Raw genomic sequence first — 17,986 nt, 5'->3', positions numbered from 1 at the left:
CGCGGAAGGCAAGGCCGTCGTGCTGACACCCCCACTACTCGGTGATACGTTGTAGTGGTACTCGGCGCTACGCAGTACCGGTGGCCGAGGGATGGGCCCGCACGTTCTTGTCGGCCACGGCACGCCCCTCGCACATCGACGGACTCAAGGAGGTGGGAGCTGAACGTCCGGGAGACCACCACAGGCAGCGACCCCACCACGAGCGGAGGACCCGGCGGCGTCGAGCAGGCTGGCGGCACCTGACTCGACCTTGCCCGCGCCCCAACCCGCGGGCCTTCGGGGGCAGGCCGCTCGACACCTCCCCCGGGCGGCGGCACCGACGCACCGCACCGGACGGCCGCCCGATCCGCGTACGCATCAGCTTCCGCTCCCCCCTGCATTCCCCAGCCTCCGAAAGGGAGCCACCATGTCTTCATCTGTCATGCCCACAACCAGGCGGGGTGGCGGTCGTCCGTCGCCGATCGCCGTCTCCGCCGTCGGACTACGCAAGGCGTACGGCGACAAGCTCGTCCTCGACGGTATCGATCTGCACATCCCGACCGGATCGGTGTTCGCGCTGCTCGGCCCGAACGGCGCCGGCAAGACCACCGCCGTGAAGATCCTCTCCACGCTCATCACCGCCGACGCCGGTGACCTGCACGTCGGCGGGCACGACCTGACCGCCGACCCGCAGTCGGTCCGTGCCGCAGTCGGTGTCACCGGACAGTTCTCCGCCGTCGACAGCCTGATCACCGGCGAGGAGAACATGCTCCTCATGGCGGACCTGCACCACCTGTCCAAGAGCGAGGGCCGGCGGGTCAGCGCCGAACTCCTGGAGCGCTTCGACCTGGCGGAGGCCGCGAAGAAGCCCGCCTCGACCTACTCCGGCGGCATGAAGCGACGGCTCGACCTGGCGATGACGCTGGTCGGCAGCCCCCGGATCATCTTCCTCGACGAGCCGACGACGGGACTCGACCCGCGCTCCCGCCACAACATGTGGAGCATCATCCGCGGCCTCGTCTCCGACGGGGTGACCGTTCTCCTCACCACCCAGTACCTGGATGAGGCCGACGAACTCGCCGACCGCATCGCCGTGTTGAACAACGGCAAGATCGTCGCCGAGGGCACCGCCGAGAAACTCAAGCGCCTCGTCCCGGGCGGGCACGTCCGGCTCCGCTTCACCGACCCGGCCGCGTACCAGTCCGCCGCTGACGCCCTGCGCGAGATCACCCGCAACGACGAGGCACTGTCGCTGACCATCCCCAGCGACGGCAGTCAGCGCGAACTGCGCTCCCTTCTCGACTGGCTCGACTCCGCCGGCATCGAGGCGGATGAACTGACCGTTCACACCCCCGACCTCGACGACGTGTTCTTCGCTCTGACCGGCCCCGCCCGTGTCCCCAACCAGCCGAAGGGGAACGTTCGATGAGCGCCCTGTCCCTCGCCGTACGCGACTCGACGACCATGCTGCGCCGCAACCTCCTGCACGCCTGGCGTTACCCGTCGGGGACCCTGAACCTGCTGCTCACGCCGATCATGATGCTGCTGCTCTTCGTCTACATCTTCGGCGACGTGATGAGTGCCGGCATCGGTGGCAGGAGCGCGAACCGCTCCGACTACATCGCCTACATCGTCCCCGGCCTGCTGCTGATGACCGTCGGCAGCACCGTGATCGGGGCCGCGGTGTCCGTCTGCGTCGACATGACCCAGGGCCTCACCGCACGCTTCCGCACGATGGCGATCTACCGGGGTTCCCTGCTCGTGGGCCACGTCCTCGGCGGCGTGTTGCAGTGCGTGATGAGCGTGGTCCTCGTCGGCGCCGTCGGGATGGCGATGGGCTTCCGGTCCACGGACGCCACAGCACTGGAGTGGATCGCGGCGTTCGGGCTGATCACGCTGTTCGCCCTGGCCCTCACCTGGATCGCGGTCGGGATGGGCGCGGCCAGTCCGAACCCCGAGGCGGCCGGCAACATGGCCATGCCGCTGATCCTCCTACCGCTCATCTCCAGTGCGTTCATCCCGGCCGGCACGATGCCGGACTGGTTCCGACCGATCGCCGAGTACCAACCCTTCACCCCCGCCATCGAAACCCTCCGCGGTCTGCTCCTCGGCACCGAGATCGGCAACAACGGCTGGATCGCGATCGCCTGGTGCGTCGGCTTGATCGCGATCGGTTACCGCTGGTCGACGGCGCAGTTCAACCGCGACCCGAACTAGCGGAGACGACCGCGCTGGCGCCTCCCGCAACTCCTACCGGACCCGGACCGGCGGGCCGGCCTCCGCCCCGCGAGCAGAGGCAGGTCCCGGTGCACCAGGCAGGGGCCGCCCGCTCCTGATCGCTGCGGGCGGCCCGCCCTCCGTTTCGGAGGGGTCAACACAAGCCGGTTCGCACCGGTTCCGGCCAACTCCGCTCCGACGATCAACTGTTGCCAGGCGTCCCGCGGTCATCACGAGCAACAAGCTTCCCGGACACATCGGGTCAATCCCGTGACCCTTGCGTTCCGCGGTGTCCCGGGTGGCCGACCGGAGTGAGGAGCATCCCGTGACAGAACGAACGACGGCACGTGGCAGGGCGGGAACGCGGAGGCGGAGCACCCGCGCGGTGCTGGTGGGGGCAGTCGCGGCCGGCATCACCGCAGGCGTCCTCGCCGCCCCCGCTCAGGCCGGGCCGGGCCCGGCTCCCGGTCCGGGTGCCCGGTCCGAGGCGACCCAGCGGGCGCTGGACGATCTCGTCCGGCAGGGCGCACCCGGTGTCATCGCCCAGGTCCGCACCGGGGACCGGGTGTGGAACGGCACCGCGGGTGTCGCCGACCGCACCACCGGGGAGGCGAGGGCGGCGAACGAACGTTTCCGCATCGCCAGCATCACGAAGACCTTCGTGGCCGCCACCCTGCTCGACCAGGAGGCCGACGGACTGCTCAGCCTCGACGACACGGTGGAGAAGTGGCTCCCCGGCGTCGTCCGGGGCAACGGCAACGACGGCCGGGCGATCACGGTGCGGCAGTTGCTGAACCACAGCAGCGGACTGCGCGAGTACATGAGCGACCCGGAGTACCGACGGAAGTTCTTCACCAAGGAGTACCTGACGAGCCGCTACGAGACCTGGCCCCCGCTGCGAACCGTGCGCGTGGGGCTGGCCCACCGGCCCGACTTCGCCCCTGGCGACCGTCACGCCTACTCCAACACCGGCTACGTTCTCGCCGGGATGATCATCGAGAAGACCAGCGGGAACTCCTACGCCCACGAGATCCGCGAGCGCGTCCTCAAGCCCCTCGGGTTGCGCCACACCACCCTGCCCGGGAGCACGGTGACCATTCCGGGGCCGCACCCGCGGATGTACTCCTTCCTCAGCGACGACCCCCACGCGACCGACATCCACGACGTGACCGAGCAGAACGCGTCCCAGGCGTTCGGCGACGGCGACATCATCTCCACGACCGGCGACGTCAACCGGTTCCTGCGGGGCCTGCTGGCCGGCAGGTTGCTGCCCCGGACACAACTCGACGCGATGAAGCGGATGCTGCCCAATGCCGGTCAGGTCCAGGGCTACGAGGCGTACGGCCTCGGCCTCTACCGCTATCGCACCAGCTGCGGCACCACCGTCTACGGCCACAGCGGCGGAGCCGCGGGCGGCGGCAGCGAGGCCGTCGCCACGGAGAACGGCCACCGCTCCGTCACCATCAACGTCAACGCGGACTTCGCCTGGTCCCCGGACATCGTGAACTCGGTCTTCTGCGACGGAAAGGCCACGAAGAAGCGCCCGTCGACACGCTAGCGCTCTCCGTTCGAGGGTCGTTCAGCAGGTGAAACCAGTGGACGGGGCGCATCCACGTTTCAGGGCTATCCGGCTGACATGGCACCCCAGAGTGCGATATCTGCGCATTATAGGGGGCAACGTCATTTGGTGAGACCAGAAGATCACCCAACAGAGCGGGTTCCGTGTCCACCTAGCGTCTTTCAGTACATGGCCGTGCTGTCTGAGGCATCGTCAGAGTCGAGCGTCCCGAGGGAATCACGGCATGTATGACGACGCGCTGCCCAGGACTGGGCTGGCCATCACCATCGGAGGAGTGTCGGTGGGGCTTTCTTGGCTCATCGGCATCGGTCTGCTAGCCATCGCGATCGGCATTCTCGTCATCCGGTATTGGCGGCAGCGTGAGACCACGTAAGACATGCGCATGGGCGGTCGTCATCATGACGGCCGCCCTGATCATTGCCTTCCACTGGCAGGTGGGGAACACGACCTGGGACATCACCGGGGTGTTCTACACGGCCGTTGCGGCAACGCTGGTCTGGATGCTCGGGTCCTCGGCGCGACGCCGCTCGTTCGCCCATCAACCAGTCGCCGACGGCCGAGTGGTGGTCGTCGTACCGGCCTACAACGAGCGGTCCGACCTGCTCCACGCATGCATCCGGTCCTTGGTGTCACAAACGAGACCACCGGAGAGCATCGTCGTCGTGGACGACGGCTCCGACACGCCGGTCGAGCACCTCGACTTGGCGGGCGTGGCATGGATGCGGCAGGACAACACGGGAAAACGGGGGGCTCAGCTGGCCGGGCTGACCCATGTCGGCGCTGCCGAGTGGGCCGACTTCGTGGTGACGGTGGACAGCGACAGCGTCGTCGCACCGGACGGCATCGAACAGCTGCTTCGGGCCATGTCCGATCCAGTGGTACAGGCAGCGACCAGCGCGTCTTGCCTCGTACTCAATCGCACCGCGTCGATCTGGACACGCGTGCAGGACCTGGAGATCAACCTCAGCAACATGGTGATGCGCCGAGCTCGGTCTTCGATCGGCGCGGTCGTGCCCACGTCGGGGGCGTTCTCGATCTACCGGGCGGGCATCCTCTGGGACAACTCCGAGGATTATCTGACGGAAGGCACCTTCGGCGACGATCGACGGCTTTCCCACTACTCACTGCAGCGCGGGCAGGTGGTGGCTGTCGACGAGGCAGTGGTCCGATTCGAAATGCCGCCCACCTACCGGGGGACGTTCCAACAGCGGACCCGCTGGTTCAAAGGGTACATGCGCTATCTGCCCTGGGAACTACGGAACTTCACCGGTTGGCCGCTCGCACTGCGATGCTGGAACCTGACGCTGGTGGCGCTGTATCCGCTGATCGTCGGATACGTGCTCGTGGCCATTCCGCTCCTGGGCGGCCAGGTGTACTGGCAGATGATCGCGTACTGGTTGGTACTGCTGTACATGCAGACCTCCCTCTACCTCGAACGTCCGGAGATGCCGTTCCGATCGCGTCTGGTGTGGTGGCTGCTCCTCACGCCGTTGCTGTTGGCCTATCAAATGATGCTGCTCCGCCCGGCGATGTACTACGCGGCAACGCAGACCCGCAGGATGGGCTGGGCCACGCGCGGCGCAATGGTGTAGTACCGCTGGCAGCACGCGCTGCCGGAAGGCTGTTCCCCTTCCCCGCCGGATCAAGCCCACTGGGGGCAGAACAGAGGCGTTCTCCGTGCTCGCCGCACCCGAGAAGCTTGCCGATGCTGCACCATTTATGATCATGTGTGCGTCATGATTCAGAAATGCGAGATTAGTCCGTCTCGCCTGACGGCCGTTTCTGATGCATCGTCAGCCCAGGGTGTCGAGGGTCGAGCTCTGCGCGTCCTGATCACGGGCCAGGGGTACGTGGGGTTGCCCCTGGCCATGGCAGCGGTACGGGCGGGCCACCGGGTCGTCGCGTACGAACCCGACCGCGAACGTTGCCAGCGGCTGAGGGAAGCGCACTCCTACGTGGAGGACGTTCCGCACCGGCAGCTGCGGGCCGCGCTCGCCAGTGGACGCTACCTCCCGGTGTCCGACAGCACGGCGCTGAACCCCGGATGGGACGTTGCGGTCATCGCCGTGCCGACACCGCTCAGGGACGGGATGCCGGACCTGGGCCATGTCCGCGCCGCCGGCTCCCTGTTGGCACACGGACTCCGCCGCGAACAAGGCCAGACCGTGGTCCTGGAGTCCACCACCCACCCCGGCACCACGCGCAACGTCCTCATCCCGCTGCTGGAGGAGGAGTCCGGGCTCACCGCCGGCGAGGACTTCCATACCGGGTACAGCCCCGAACGGATCGACCCCGGCAACCGGGAGTGGACGTTCGCCAACACACCCAAGGTCGTCTCCGGCCTGACACCGGCCTGCACCGCACGGGTTCGCGCCTTCTACCGGACGGTCACGGCGACCGTGCACGAAGCGGGCACCCTGGAGAGCGCGGAACTGGCGAAGATCCTGGAGAACACCTTCCGGCACGTCAACATCGCCCTGGTCAACGAGCTGGCCCGCTTCGCCCACACCCTCGGTATCGACTTGTGGGACGCGCTGCGCCTGGCGGAGACCAAGCCCTTCGGCTACATGAAGTTCACCCCCGGCCCCGGGGTGGGCGGTCACTGCCTGCCGGTCGACCCCGTCTACCTCAGTCACCACGTCAGAACGACATTGGGTGAGTCGTTCCGCTTCGTCGAGCTCGCCCAGGACATCAATGAGCAGCAACCCGCCTATGTGGTGCGGCGCCTCCAGGACGGCCTCAACGCCCGCGGAAGGCCGCTCAAGGGTTCGACGATCGCCGCCCTCGGGCTGTCCTACAAACCAGGCAGCGCCGACGTACGGCAGAGCCCCGCCCGCGTCGCCATCGACATCCTGCGCGCCAAGGGCGCCATCGTCACGGTCGTCGACCCTCACGCGGCGGCGACCGAGCCCGGGATCCTCGGCGAGATGGTTCCCGCCGGCGACTACGACGCCGTGCTCATCCTCACGGCCCACCCCGAGTTCGACCTCGGAAAGGTGGTTGCCGAGGCCCCCTACGTGCTCGACACCCGCGGTGTCGCACCGGCCGGCTCCTGCGTCGAGCGCCTGTGACCCCCGGTCGAACCGGCCGACCGGGGACCGAGGAGCCCGAGGGCCGGCAGGGGCGGTCGACATCGCGGTGGGCTTCCCTCGACCCGGCGGCACGTGTCACCGGGCCGAGAGGACGAGCTAGAGCACGGCGACCGTGAACCACGTGTTGGCGTAGTACCCGGCGTTGTACGTGTAGACAGTGATCGAACTGGCGTCGAAGCCGCAGGTGCCGGTCGGCGCGCGGCGGACGTCGATAGTGGTCTGCCTTCCGCTGTTGGGCGTCGCCAGGACCACCGCGTTCTTCAACGGGACGGCACTGTTCACCTTGACGCAGTAGCGGCCCTTGGCCACGCGCTGGGACGACACGACGTTCTTGCCCGAGGCGAGAGTGCCATCGGCTCTGACCTTGGCAGCCGCGCGGGCGTTGGGGGCGTCCAGGTCGGCAGCCACTGCTGAGGTAGCGGTCAGGGAGAGCGAGGCCACTGCGCCGACGGCGACGGCCAGTGAAATGCGTCTTCTCAACGACACGGAGACTCCTTCCGGTTGCCTGCCCACCGGTGAGGGGAGGCAGGGGGAGGCAGGGGCGAGAGAGCGCCGTCCGCCTTGTCCGATAATGTGATCTTGACGGGATACTGCACCGGTCCCGGCGCTGTGACCGCGCCTTTCGTCTCGGGTTCGCCGCACTTCACCCGGTCAGCGGCGGGCCGCAGGCCAGCGCCCGTGCGCCCCGGAGAGCCGGAGGAAGAGGCACTGGTCGTCGCCGGCCTGCGGGGCGGCCGGGGTCCGCCGGATCAAGGCGAAGACGGCCGAGGCCGTCGCGCTCTCGAAGCCCTGCTCGGCTGCGGAGGGAGGTGCCGGGCCAAGGAAGAGAGCGAGTCCGCAGGTGTGGGAGCGTTCGGCCCACCACTGATCGGCACCGCTTGGTCAGGTGAGGCTGAGACCACCGTCGACGGGGACGATCGCCCCGGTCAGGTACGAACCGCCCGGCTCGGCCAGCGTCGTGATCCACCACGCCACCTCTTCGGCCGTCGCCACCCGCCCGGCCGGAATGCGCTGCGAGATCTGCTCCAGGAAGCCCTGGTACTGGTCGTCGGACATGCCGAGGCGCTGTCCGATGCCGGTGTCGGTGACGCCCGGCGCCACCGACACCACGCGGATGCCGCGCGGCGCCAGCTCGACCGCCCGGGCGCGCGTGAACTGGTTCAGGCCCGCCTTCGCCGCCATGTAGACCGCGTTGTCCGGGAAGCCCTGGGTGGTCAGCGAGGCGGCCGTGCTGACGTTGACGATGGTGCCGCCCGTCTCCTCCAGCGCGTCCAGCGCCCCCTGGGCGAGGAAGGCGGGCGCCACCAGGTCCGTGCTGAACTGCCGCTCCACGGACGTCCGGTCGAGCTCCGCCAGCGGTGCTCGCCGGCGTCGGGGGTGGATCCAGGGCGACGACCGGGACGGGCTCGCCGTTCGGCCGGCGGGGCACATCCACGTCGATCAGCAGCGGCCGGCAGCCGTCCAGGCGTGCCACCAGGCCGTCCCGGAAGCGGACGCGGTCGGGCAGCGGTTCGGGGCGCGGGAACGTGAAGCGGCTGAAGCCGAGACCGTTCCCAGAACGCGGGGCCGTCTTCCGGCAGCGCCTGTGCGGTTCCGTAGTAGTACGTCAGGGCTTCGGTGATGGACTTCGCCGATTGCGGTGTCTACAGGAAGGTCGCGGAGGCCCAATTGGAGTGACCGGGGATTCCTCCGCGGTGAGTCCAGTCGCGGTAGAAGTCGATGGGAGCCACCGCTGGCGCGATGCAGGCCAGGCCGCTGGGTCAGCGGGCTGCGATGAGCAGCTGAATGCCGCCCGGACAGGACATGCCACCGAGTCCGACCCGGCCGGTGGACCACGTCCGGTCGGCAACCCAATGGTCGGCGCTGAGCTCAGTTCCGTCCTGCAGGGGGATGCAGATTCTCGTGGCAGCGTGGATTTAGAAGACCGGTGCAGCCATGAATGTTCTTTCCGTTTCTGTCAGTGATTGGTGACGGCGAGAAGTGTCGAGTGCAGGTGCTTGTCAATGCGGGCGATGACCGCGTCAGAGTCGCCGTCGCGGATGGCCTCAAGGATCTGCTGATGCTCGATCAGCACCTCCTGGCCGCGCCCCTGGCCGTGGGTCACCGCTTTGATGCCGACACGGAGCTGCCGCTGGCGAAGGGAGGAGTAGAACTCGGTCAGCAGCGGGTTGCTGCCCAGCCGGATCATGCGGGTGTGGAAGTCGATGTCCAGCTCGATGAACCGGCTCACGTCATCAACCGCGTCTGCTTGCTCGTCGATGATGCACTGCAGGTCGTCGGCCGAGCGCCGCAACGCGTTGAGGCTGTGGTGCACGGCCCATCGTTCGATCACGCCACGGGCTTCCATCAGCGCCCGGACGTCGGGGTCGGTGATGGGGGGAACATAGGCGCCCTTGTTCGGGATTCGCTTCAGGAACCCTTCGACCTCCAGCCGTAGGAGGGCGTCGCGCACGGGGGTGCGCGACGTGCCGGTCTCGGTGGCCAGAGTGGCTTCGTTCAGGAAGGCCTCTTGGTCGGCAGGCAACCCGATGATGTAGGACTTCACCCACTCGTAAGCGATCAAGGGTGCGGACTGTGCTCGGTGCTGGATCATCGTCGTTCCTTTCGATGGGATGACGCGCTCTCCGCACCGTACTCAGGCGCCCGCCTGCTACTTCCTGCCGTGCGTGACGCGGTGCAAGCCGTTTCGGGTGGATACGTGTGGCGGGTGGAGGGCGAGCTGACGGCGTCCATCTCGCTGATGACCGTCAAGGTGCCGGCTTCGGGTGAGTTCCCGCCGTCCCCACCGGCGCATCCGCTGAGGACAAGCGCCGCCCCGGAGGCGACGGCGGGCATGCCGCGCCGCAGGGCGAGGGCCTGCTGGGTGATGACACGAGACCTCCTTCGATCTGGTCAGGCGCCTGACGAGGTGACTGTACACGAACGGTAGACACATTGTATACAACTGGTCTACAGTCACTGACATGCCGGGCGGATCCTGGGCCATTGCGGCCGAACTGGAAGGAATCACCATGGAAATCGCACTACTGCAGGCGGCGAGCCCGGACGGCGAGTCTCAGCTCGACCGAATCGATCGGATCGCGCGGTTGCTGTCAGATCAGCAGGGAGCGGACCTCGTGGTGCTGCCTGAGCTGTGGAGCGCCGGATACTTCCACTTCGACGACTACCCTCGGCTGTCCGAGCCGCTTGACGGGCCTACCGTGCGCATGTGTCAGGCCGCCGCCCGATCGCTCGGAGCGCATGTGCACATCGGCAGCATCGTGGAGCGCACGCCGAACGGAGCTCTGCGGAACACCTCGCTGCTGCTGGATCCTTCCGGCACAGTCGTGCACCAGTACTCGAAGATCCACGTATTCGGCTACCAGTCGCAGGAAGCTCAGCTCCTCACTCCGGGGGATGCGCTGCCGGTCGCCGATTCGGCTCTGGGGCGCATCGCCGGCACCACCTGCTATGACCTGCGCTTCCCCGGGCTGTGGTCGGAGCTGAGCGTGCGCGGCGCGGAGATCGTCGTTGTTCCGGCGGCGTGGCCGGCTGCTCGACGGGAACACTGGCGGCTCCTCACATCGACCCGCGCGCTCGAGCACCAGGTCTTCGTGATCGCGTGCAACGCCGCCGGCCAACAGAACGAGGTGCAGCTGGCCGGCACCAGCCGCGTCGTCGACCCGTTCGGCCGCCTGATCGCGGAGGCGGGAGAACACGAGCAGGTCCTGCGGGCCTCCGTCGATCTGGCCGAAGTCGCGGCCACGCGAGCCGAATTCCCGGTAATCGCCGATCGGCTTCCCGACTACGCCAACCTGTCCAAGTGAAATCAGAGACAGCGCATGACAACCACCCAATCGACACCTCGCCGAACGGGGCTTTGCGGCACGACTTCTGGGAGGAGGTCTTCATCTTCGCGCTGTTCGCCAGCAGACGGTTCGCCATCTCCGTGCTCGGTGCTAAGCAGGAGGCCACGGCGCGTCAGTTCGCTGTACGTGACATCCGGGCGGATCAGGGCCTCGCCGGACAGCCGGCCGGCCGGGCGACCCAGATCCTCAGCTACGAGGCGGACTCCGTCGTGGATCACCGCACGCCGCCGCCTCGCCCGAGATCACGAGCAGTGGCCGGCTCACTCCGCGAGTGTGATCCGCTGGGAGATGGCCGGCATCCGCGGCTGGGTTACCCGCGCGTGGGGCACTTGGTTTCCTGAGGTTTCGTCGGGTTCCGGTGCTCCGAAGTCCATGAGGGTGAGCGAAGTCCTCGGGATCCGTAGCCGGTCTCCTGCGGTGTGGAGTTCGAAGCCCTGTTCGTTGGTTGCCCATGGCCCCTGGTCACGGTCGGACGCCTGAACACCGGTGACCTCGAACACCTCTTCGTGCCGGGCGGACAAGCCGCGTAGAAATCGCCCGGGAATCGTGACGCTTCCGCGAACGCGTCCCGCTGAATGGCACGGCACAGCACGCTGAGGGCCACCTAGATCAAGGAGAATCGATGCGTGCCAAAAAGACCACGACCGCGTTAGCCGGACTTCTACTGACGGTCGGACATTCCGCCGCTCAGGCATCCTCCACACAAGCGGCGGCTTCGTGCGAGGGCACCTACACGATCGTCGTCGGCGGAACCGGCAGTTCCTGGGACAACGACAGCTTCACCGGCAACATCCAGCAGCACGTCGGATACCCGACGCAGATTCCCAACGGCGCGAGCGCCCGGGCGGGCGTCAACGAACTGAACCAGCCGGTTCCGGCCGCGGGCAGGCGGTGAGCTTCCCGTTCCACCTTGGTCCTCGCCGTCGCCAGCCATCGACCGTCGGCACCGCAGCTGCCTTACGAGGTCCTATGGGAACTCGGCATCACCGGATCGTCGGGGCTTTGGTGAGCCGCCGAGCCATACCGGCTTCACCGACCGAGAAGGGGAAACCGTGCGTGCGCTGCCCACTCCGCCTCCTACGCTGTGCTGGATCAGGGAGAGACCGGCGAGGGGGATGCTCATGGAGATCGGCTTGGCCGAAGCAGTGGCTGCGGTGCGTGAGGAACTTCGCAGGGCCTCCGAGCAGGGGGCCGACGAGGGGCTGAAGTTCAGTGTGGGTCCGGTGCAGATGGAGTTCGAGGTCGAGCTGCGTGCCGACGCCCGGGCCAAGGGCGGGTTCCGGGTCTGGGCCGTCAGCGCAGAGACGGAGGCCGGTGTGGTTCGCGGCCGTACCCACCGGGTCTCCTTCGCGCTGACGCCCTGTCTTGAGGGGGCGCAGCAGGGCGTCCTGATCGCAGCCGAGCAGGATGCGCCCTTCGGCGCCGGCGATGTGAGCGGCACTGTCGAGTAATGAACCGCGACCGTGTAGTGATGGTCGGGGCGGGAGCGGCTACCGGGTCGGGCTATGTCGTCGGCCCGCGGCTGATCCTCACGTCGGCGCACGTCGTCGGCCCGGTGGGTACGGGCGTGCAGCTGCTGCATCCGGGGCGGGCGCCGGTCTACCAGGCAGCCGTCGTGTGGAGCGGCACCCCGGGCGGGTCGGACGACGCGGCTCTCATCCATGTGGACGACCCGGGCTGGCAGGCGCCCGCAGGCCGTGCTGAGCCCTGGGGTCGGCTCGGCACCCGGATCCCCCGGCAGCCGTGCCAGACCTGGGGTGTTCCGAAGGTGTCCGAGATCGTGTCGGCAGGCCTCCCGGAGAGGCCGGCCACCCCGGAACTGAAGCAGCTGAGCGGCTGGATCGATCCGGGCAGCGGCCTGGTGCACAACCGCCTGGTGATGGCCCTGGAACAGACCCCGCCGACCTGGACCCCCTCGACGAGGGCCGGCTCGCCGTGGTCCGGGCTGTCGGGCGCCGCTCTGCTCTGGGGGGGGGGGGTGGTGGGCGTGATGGCCGACGACCCGGCCCACTCGGCGTACGGGACACTGGAGGCCGTACAAGTGTCGGTACTCCACCGCGACGTCTCTTTCCGCACCGCCCTGTCGACGTACGGCGCCGACTCGGCGGTGTTGGAGACCGACACGTACCGCGAGGTGGCCGCGCCCTCCGCCGTGTTTCCGCCGGGCCCCGGCAGGGCGCCGCTCGCGCCGGCGGCGCTGTTGGATCCCGACCGTCAGGTGGTCGGGTTCCACGGCCGCCGGGAACTACTGGACCGCCTCGCGACATGGTGCACCCAGGGCGGGCCGGGCGCCTGGCTGGTGCACGGCCCGGGCGGTCAAGGCAAGACACGGCTCGCACACCAGTTGCGGACGGAACTGGAGTGCATGCCCTGGCACGGCCCCTACGGGCCGCCGCTTCCGTGGCGGGTGCTCTGGCCCCTGTTCGAGGCCCGGCCCGAGGAACTGGACGGGCTGCGGCACGCGATCGACCCGCTGCTGGTGGTGCTGGACATGGCCGAGATCAGGGTCCCGCAGCTCGATGCCCTGCTGAATGCTGCCGTTGACCCGCACCGCGCGGCACCGTTCAAGATCCTGCTGCTCGCCCGCAGCGGCGGCGAGTGGTGGCACAGTGCCCGGCGCGGCCCGCTGACGGGGAAGTACCTGCTCGCGGATGCCGAAGTCACCGACCTGCCGCCGCTGTTTCCCAACCCTGCCGCCCGCGAGGACGTCTACCGCGAGGCTGTCCGGTCCTTCGCAGCCGCCCTGTCCGCGGTCGTGCCGGAGCCCCGTCACCACTGGGCGGAGCTGGCGGCCGTGATGCAGCCCCCGGTGCTGCGTGGAGGCGACTGGAGCAATGTACTCACCCTCCACATGACGGCGCTCGCGGACCTCCTCGACGCGGCGTCCGAGCGCGACCGGCCCGCAAATACGGAGGACCGGCCATCACGGGACGCAGCGGACCGGCAGCCGCTCGACGCGGAGGACCGGCTGCTGGAGCACCAGAAGTGGTACTGGGACCAGAGCGCAGCCGCCCACGGCCTCGACTCGCTGCTTTTCCCGGACGGCCGACAGGACGCCATGGCACTCGCCGTGCTGGTGGAGCCGACCGACGACGACCAGGCACTCGCCCTGCTCGCCCGCCTGCCCGCGCTCGAACAGGCGGCCCACCCCGTTCGACTGCAGACCGCCCGATGGATCGGGGCACAGTGTCCCGGAGCCCCCGGCCACCCGTGGGGTGCGCTGCAACCGGACCGGCTGGCCGAACGCTTCGCAGGACGCCGCCTACTGTCCCACCCGCGGCTGGCGACCGCCGTCGTCGAGAGTCCCGGCCTCACCGACGCCCAGGCCGCCCGCCTGCTGGCCGTCCTCGCGCGGGCAGCCGCCCACCCTCCGCTGCGCGAGACCCTCACCCCGTTGGTGACCCGGACCTGCCGGGCGGTCCTGCCGCAGCTGGCGCTGCCCGCCATGGACGCCGCCATCATGGTGGAGGACCCCGCACCGCTGCTCGCCGCGCTCTCCGAGTACGCCGCGGACCCGACGGCCGTCACCGAACTGGAACGCCTGGCCGACCACCTCCCGCACTCCACCTACAACCTCGCGGAGTTCGGCGTTCACCTGCTGGAGCGGATCACCGAGCTGCACACCAGGGCCGAGGACACCGGAGGGGGCTCCTCCGAGCCGCTCGCCCTCCACGTGCGCCGCCTGTTCCGGCCCCGGGCCGCCGTGCAGGAACAACACGATCGCAACCGGCGCACCCTGGAACTCGCCCGGCGGCTGCGCCAGCTCGCCAAGAGCCAGTCGGAAGTGGGGCTGCGGGCCGAAGGGCTCACCTCCGCGCGGAGGGCGGTCGCGCTGCTCCGCCCGCTCGCCGGCACCGGCGGCCCGGAGGGAGCAGCGGCGGAGCTGGCCGCCGCTCTCAACAACCTGGCGTCCTGCCTGATCGACCTGGAGATGCGGGCCGAGGCCCTCGCTGATGCCGACGAGGGCGTGCGGATCGGCCGGGCCGTGGCCGATGCCGAGGGCCCCGTCCCCGTGGACCTGAGCCTGCACGGCCCCCGGACCCGACTGGCCCGACTCCTACAGACCTTGGCCGTCGCAGAGTCCGCGCTGGGGCGCCCGGAGCAAGCGGCCACAACCTCCGCAGCCGCGGTCCGGATCCTCCGGGAGCTGGTGGACCTAGGAGCCGAGGAGGCGGACGACCTGCTCGCGCGGAACCTGGCGAACCTCTCCAACTACTTCTCCGGGCAGGGGCGCTACGCCGAGGCGCTGGAGAGCGTCGAGGAGGCGGTCCGGATCACCGAACGGCTCGCCGAGGACCGTCCGGACGCCTTCCGGGTGAACCTGGCCAGCTGCACCGGTGTCCGCTCCCAACGGCTGGCCGATCTGAGCCGGGTGGAAGAGTCGCTCGCCGAGGCCCGCCGCAGCCTGGCCATGCGCAGGCGGCTGGCCCGGGAACGGCCCAGAGCACACGGCCGCGCACTGGTGAACGGGCTCAACAGCCTCGCCATGCAGCTCGGCAACACCGGCCTCCACGAAGAGGAAGGCACGACGTACCGCGAGGCGGCCGAACTGTGCGAGCAGCTGTCCTCCGAAGAGCCGGGCCTCTTCCGGGACCTACAGGCAATGGTCCTCAACAACCAGGCCCAGCAGCTCAAGGAAAGCGGTGATACGGAGAGCGCGATCGCGGCGGCCCGCAAGGCCGTCGACCTCTACAACATCTTGGAAGCGGAGCACCCCACCGCCCACCGGGCCGACATCGCCATGAGTCTCAGCGTCCTGGCCAGCACCCTGGCGGCCGGCGGGCACCAGGAGGAGTCCCTGGCCGGACACCTCGCCGCGGCCGACGCGTTCCGCAGCCTGGCCGCCGGCGGGTCGGTGGCGGTGATGGAACAGCTCGCGCAATGCCTCAACAATCTGGCGATCCAGCAGGATTCCGCCGGGTACGGCGAGGAGGCACTGGCGACCGTACGGGAGGCGATCGCTCTCCAGCAGCCGCTGGCGCAGGAGCTGCCCGACGCGCACCTACCGGATCTCTCCCTCTACACGATGCACGAGGCGGTCTGTCTCCACAAACTCGGACGCTCGGTCGAATCCGTCGCAGCCCTGAGCCGGGCGACGGACCTCGACGAAGAACTGACAGCGCGGTCCCCCGCCCGGTACGCAGGGCAACTCGCCGACCGGCTCGTCCTCCTCGGCGGTCTCGCCACGGCGGCCAATCTCAGGCCGCAGGCACTGCGTGCCCTGGACCGGGCCCTGACGATCCGCAGAAACCGTGCCGCCGCGGACGGTGTCGACCACGACCCTCGGCGCGCGCAGCTGCTGGACGCCCATGCGAGCAATCTGCTGGGCAGCGCTCGCTTCCAGGAGTCCGTCACCGCTACGGAGGAGACGGTCGTGATCCGGCGGGAACTCGTCACACGGTCCGATTCACCCGCGAGCCGCCTGGAGCTCGCCTGGGCACTGACGACACTCGGACTGCGCCGGTTCTCCGCTGGGCTTCGGGTGGAGGCGCTCGCACCGCTGGAGGAAGCCGTACACGGTCTGCGGCAACTGGCAGAGCAGCCGGGCGCCGCCGAGGAGGCCGTGCAGGGCATCGGCCGTACGCAGGAATCCTCCTCCTTCGTCAGCCTCGCGTGGGGGCAGGAGAGCATGACGGGTGCGCTGGGCACGGCCCTGCTCATGGCAGCGCCCGCCCATATGTGTCTCGGCCGGGAATCAACGGCCCGGGCCGCCGTCGAGGAAGCTGTGGCCGCCTTCGAGCGCCTCCCGCCCACCCATGCGCTCCGGGCCTTCCACCACGCGACCGCGATGGGCACACTGGGCGTGATCCGGAGCGAAACGGGCGACCCGGCCGACGGTCTGCCCGACCTTGACCGGGCCATCGAACTCGTCCGCCCTGCCGCACTGGACGGCGACGTGGCCGCCCGCCAGGCCCTCGGTCACCAGCTCACCGCTTCTGGCGGCCTGCTCCGGCGGATCCCCGCGCGGCTCACGGAAGCCATCGAGCGCCTGGAGGAAGCCGTCGCCATCGCCACCCGCCTCGCAGAGGAGGACACCACACCTCATGAGCCAGACCTGCTTCGCGCCCAGGGCGAGCTGGGCATCGCCCTCGCCCAATCCGGCCGGCGCGACGAGGCACTCCGGCTGACCCGCGAGGTCGTGGCCCGGACGCGGACGCTGACGGCCTCCGCAGCGACGGCCCGGGCCCTGGATCTCGGCACAGCCCTGCACGCGTTCGCCGCCGCCCGACTCCACACCGGGACACAGCACCCCACAACAGAACACGCAGACGCGGTGGCCCGTGCCCGGGAATCGGTGAACCTCCTGTCCCGGCTCTCCGAACGAGAGCCAGGCCTTCTGCTCCGCACACTGCCAGAAGCCACACGTACACTTCGTGACCTCGACATGCAGCGCAGGTAGACCCAGTCGGTGAACCGGAACCCGGCCGGGTCACCGACGTTCTTCTCGCGGCGATCATCGGCTCGTGCGTGTGTGCCATGCTCTGCGGTATGGCACATGATCACACCGGTGGGACGTTGGGTATCGGCCACCGTGACTCCGAACTCAGCGAACGCCTGTCCAGGGAACTGGACGAGGTCAACTTCCCCGCTACCGGGACGACCGCCGCGGACCAGGGCGCACTGTCAGTGCAGGCCGTCGACGACGCTGGCGAGCTCATCGGGGGTCTCACCGCTTGGACGTGGGGTGGGCTGCTCGGTATCGAAATGCTCTGGGTCCGCGAAGAAAGCCGCGGAGACAGTTGGGGAAGCAAGCTTCTTCTGGCCACCGAGGAAGAGGCACGGAGGCGTGGGTGCGATCGCGCGTGCGTCTCGTCCTTCACTTTTCAGGCCCCGGCGTTCTATCAGCGACACGGATATGTCGAGACCGGTAGGACTCTGGGGATTCCTGGCGGCGCCGAGGATGTCCACATGTACAAGTCCCTGACTTAGGTCCAGGTGGGCGACGGCCCAGCTGTATTCGGCCACGGGTACCAGCAGTACAGCCGCTGGCGCTAAGCGTTTGATCGCGGCTGTCAGCTGCCGATCTCGGCGTTCGGACGGGGCTGGGACTGGAGCCGCTCGCGAAGGTCGATCTCCTCGGCGGCGTTCATGGCCAGACTCTTCAGCTCGTGAACGGTGATGATGACGGGCGTCTCGGGGGCGGCCTCCTTGGACTGGTGGGCCAGGGCGAGAGCCTTCTCCAGCTCGGGCCGCAGCTTCACCCGGGTGCTGATCTGCTCCTTGAAGACCTTGTGGCACCGGGATCTCCAGTTCCTCGCGGAGCGCGGGGA

16 protein-coding genes and 1 pseudogene are annotated in these 17,986 nt (G+C 68.9%); 12 read left to right on the top strand and 5 right to left on the bottom strand.

The features are described from left to right. Positions 1 to 421: 421 nt before the first annotated feature. The 6 genes from ACFV88_RS14880 (at position 422) to ACFV88_RS14855 (ending at position 6,846) form a co-directional block, all read left to right on the top strand. A complete protein-coding gene (locus ACFV88_RS14880; protein ID WP_385490507.1) occupies positions 422 to 1,408 on the top strand; it encodes an ATP-binding cassette domain-containing protein in 987 nt (328 codons plus the stop codon). Beyond that, positions 1,405 to 2,196 carry an ABC transporter permease gene (locus ACFV88_RS14875; protein WP_385490504.1) on the top strand — a complete coding sequence of 264 codons (792 nt, stop codon included), beginning with the start codon at positions 1,405 to 1,407 and terminating at the stop codon, positions 2,194 to 2,196. The genes ACFV88_RS14880 and ACFV88_RS14875 overlap by 4 nt, the downstream gene beginning before the upstream one ends. A gap of 385 nt (positions 2,197 to 2,581) precedes the next feature. Beyond that, positions 2,582 to 3,754: a serine hydrolase domain-containing protein gene (locus ACFV88_RS14870; RefSeq protein ID WP_385490501.1), complete on the top strand. Its 1,173-nt coding sequence runs from the start codon at positions 2,582 to 2,584 to the stop codon at positions 3,752 to 3,754. Positions 3,755 to 3,998: 244 nt separating this feature from the next. Continuing rightward, positions 3,999 to 4,148: a hypothetical protein gene (locus tag ACFV88_RS14865; protein WP_385490499.1), complete on the top strand. Its 150-nt coding sequence runs from the start codon at positions 3,999 to 4,001 to the stop codon at positions 4,146 to 4,148. A gap of 25 nt (positions 4,149 to 4,173) precedes the next feature. Next, positions 4,174 to 5,367 (top strand): glycosyltransferase family 2 protein, encoded by a 1,194-nt coding sequence (locus ACFV88_RS14860; protein WP_385490498.1) that lies wholly within the window; start codon positions 4,174 to 4,176, stop codon positions 5,365 to 5,367. Between the two features lie 228 nt (positions 5,368 to 5,595). After that, positions 5,596 to 6,846 (top strand): nucleotide sugar dehydrogenase, encoded by a 1,251-nt coding sequence (locus ACFV88_RS14855; protein WP_385490624.1) that lies wholly within the window; start codon positions 5,596 to 5,598, stop codon positions 6,844 to 6,846. A 117-nt stretch (positions 6,847 to 6,963) separates the two neighbouring features. On the opposite strand, the gene ACFV88_RS14850 is transcribed toward ACFV88_RS14855, so the two are convergent. From ACFV88_RS14850 to ACFV88_RS14835, 4 genes are all read right to left on the bottom strand, one after another. Next, positions 6,964 to 7,353 carry a hypothetical protein gene (locus tag ACFV88_RS14850; protein WP_385490495.1) on the bottom strand — a complete coding sequence of 130 codons (390 nt, stop codon included), beginning with the start codon at positions 7,351 to 7,353 and terminating at the stop codon, positions 6,964 to 6,966. 396 nt (positions 7,354 to 7,749) lie between these two features. Beyond that, complete coding sequence (locus ACFV88_RS14845) at positions 7,750 to 8,298, bottom strand: SDR family NAD(P)-dependent oxidoreductase (protein ID WP_385490492.1); 549 nt, start codon at positions 8,296 to 8,298, stop codon at positions 7,750 to 7,752. Positions 8,299 to 8,627: 329 nt separating this feature from the next. Further along, positions 8,628 to 8,753, bottom strand: a complete 126-nt coding sequence (locus tag ACFV88_RS14840; protein WP_385490621.1) for a CocE/NonD family hydrolase — start codon at positions 8,751 to 8,753, stop codon at positions 8,628 to 8,630. Positions 8,754 to 8,824: 71 nt separating this feature from the next. Then, entirely contained in the window at positions 8,825 to 9,460 is a 636-nt protein-coding gene (locus tag ACFV88_RS14835; protein ID WP_385490489.1) for a GntR family transcriptional regulator, read from the bottom strand. A gap of 370 nt (positions 9,461 to 9,830) precedes the next feature. Here ACFV88_RS14835 and ACFV88_RS14830 point away from each other — a divergent pair, with 370 nt between their 5' ends. The 6 genes and pseudogenes from ACFV88_RS14830 (at position 9,831) to ACFV88_RS14805 (ending at position 17,645) form a co-directional block, all read left to right on the top strand. Then, entirely contained in the window at positions 9,831 to 10,673 is an 843-nt protein-coding gene (locus ACFV88_RS14830) for a carbon-nitrogen family hydrolase (RefSeq protein WP_385490487.1), read from the top strand. Continuing rightward, on the top strand, positions 10,670 to 11,056 hold the full coding sequence (locus ACFV88_RS14825; protein ID WP_385490484.1) for a hypothetical protein: 387 nt from the start codon (positions 10,670 to 10,672) through the stop codon (positions 11,054 to 11,056). The genes ACFV88_RS14830 and ACFV88_RS14825 overlap by 4 nt, the downstream gene beginning before the upstream one ends. 281 nt (positions 11,057 to 11,337) lie before the next feature. Continuing rightward, a pseudogene (locus tag ACFV88_RS14820) lies at positions 11,338 to 11,589 on the top strand (cutinase); the annotation flags it as partial. Positions 11,590 to 11,836: 247 nt separating this feature from the next. Beyond that, the gene (locus ACFV88_RS14815; protein ID WP_385490482.1) at positions 11,837 to 12,166 is read left to right on the top strand and encodes a trypco2 family protein; all 330 of its coding nucleotides are present in this window, start codon (positions 11,837 to 11,839) and stop codon (positions 12,164 to 12,166) included. Next, positions 12,166 to 17,115 (top strand): hypothetical protein, encoded by a 4,950-nt coding sequence (locus ACFV88_RS14810; protein WP_385490479.1) that lies wholly within the window; start codon positions 12,166 to 12,168, stop codon positions 17,113 to 17,115. The genes ACFV88_RS14815 and ACFV88_RS14810 overlap by 1 nt, the downstream gene beginning before the upstream one ends. A gap of 89 nt (positions 17,116 to 17,204) precedes the next feature. After that, positions 17,205 to 17,645: a GNAT family N-acetyltransferase gene (locus tag ACFV88_RS14805; RefSeq protein ID WP_385490476.1), complete on the top strand. Its 441-nt coding sequence runs from the start codon at positions 17,205 to 17,207 to the stop codon at positions 17,643 to 17,645. An 83-nt stretch (positions 17,646 to 17,728) separates the two neighbouring features. Here ACFV88_RS14805 and ACFV88_RS14800 read toward each other — a convergent pair whose 3' ends face one another. Continuing rightward, on the bottom strand, positions 17,729 to 17,917 hold the full coding sequence (locus tag ACFV88_RS14800) for a hypothetical protein (protein WP_385490474.1): 189 nt from the start codon (positions 17,915 to 17,917) through the stop codon (positions 17,729 to 17,731). Positions 17,918 to 17,986: the final 69 nt, after the last annotated feature.

Source organism: Streptomyces sp. NPDC059816 (genome assembly GCF_042732055.1).
Taxonomy (GTDB): domain Bacteria; phylum Actinomycetota; class Actinomycetes; order Streptomycetales; family Streptomycetaceae; genus Streptomyces.
The sequence above is the reverse complement of the archived record's forward strand: the minus strand, read 5'-3'. Positions and strand labels throughout refer to the sequence as shown.

Coding starts and splice junctions, on each gene's coding strand:
- ACFV88_RS14860 (WP_385490498.1), top strand. CDS start 4,174: ATGACGGCCGCCCTGATCATTGCCTTCCACTGGCAGGTGGGGAACACG.
- ACFV88_RS14810 (WP_385490479.1), top strand. CDS start 12,166: ATGAACCGCGACCGTGTAGTGATGGTCGGGGCGGGAGCGGCTACCGGG.
- ACFV88_RS14805 (WP_385490476.1), top strand. CDS start 17,205: ATGGCACATGATCACACCGGTGGGACGTTGGGTATCGGCCACCGTGAC.
- ACFV88_RS14880 (WP_385490507.1), top strand. CDS start 422: ATGCCCACAACCAGGCGGGGTGGCGGTCGTCCGTCGCCGATCGCCGTC.
- ACFV88_RS14875 (WP_385490504.1), top strand. CDS start 1,405: ATGAGCGCCCTGTCCCTCGCCGTACGCGACTCGACGACCATGCTGCGC.
- ACFV88_RS14830 (WP_385490487.1), top strand. CDS start 9,831: ATGCCGGGCGGATCCTGGGCCATTGCGGCCGAACTGGAAGGAATCACC.
- ACFV88_RS14835 (WP_385490489.1), bottom strand. CDS start 9,460: ATGATCCAGCACCGAGCACAGTCCGCACCCTTGATCGCTTACGAGTGG.
- ACFV88_RS14845 (WP_385490492.1), bottom strand. CDS start 8,298: ATGTGCCCCGCCGGCCGAACGGCGAGCCCGTCCCGGTCGTCGCCCTGG.
- ACFV88_RS14865 (WP_385490499.1), top strand. CDS start 3,999: ATGTATGACGACGCGCTGCCCAGGACTGGGCTGGCCATCACCATCGGA.
- ACFV88_RS14815 (WP_385490482.1), top strand. CDS start 11,837: ATGGAGATCGGCTTGGCCGAAGCAGTGGCTGCGGTGCGTGAGGAACTT.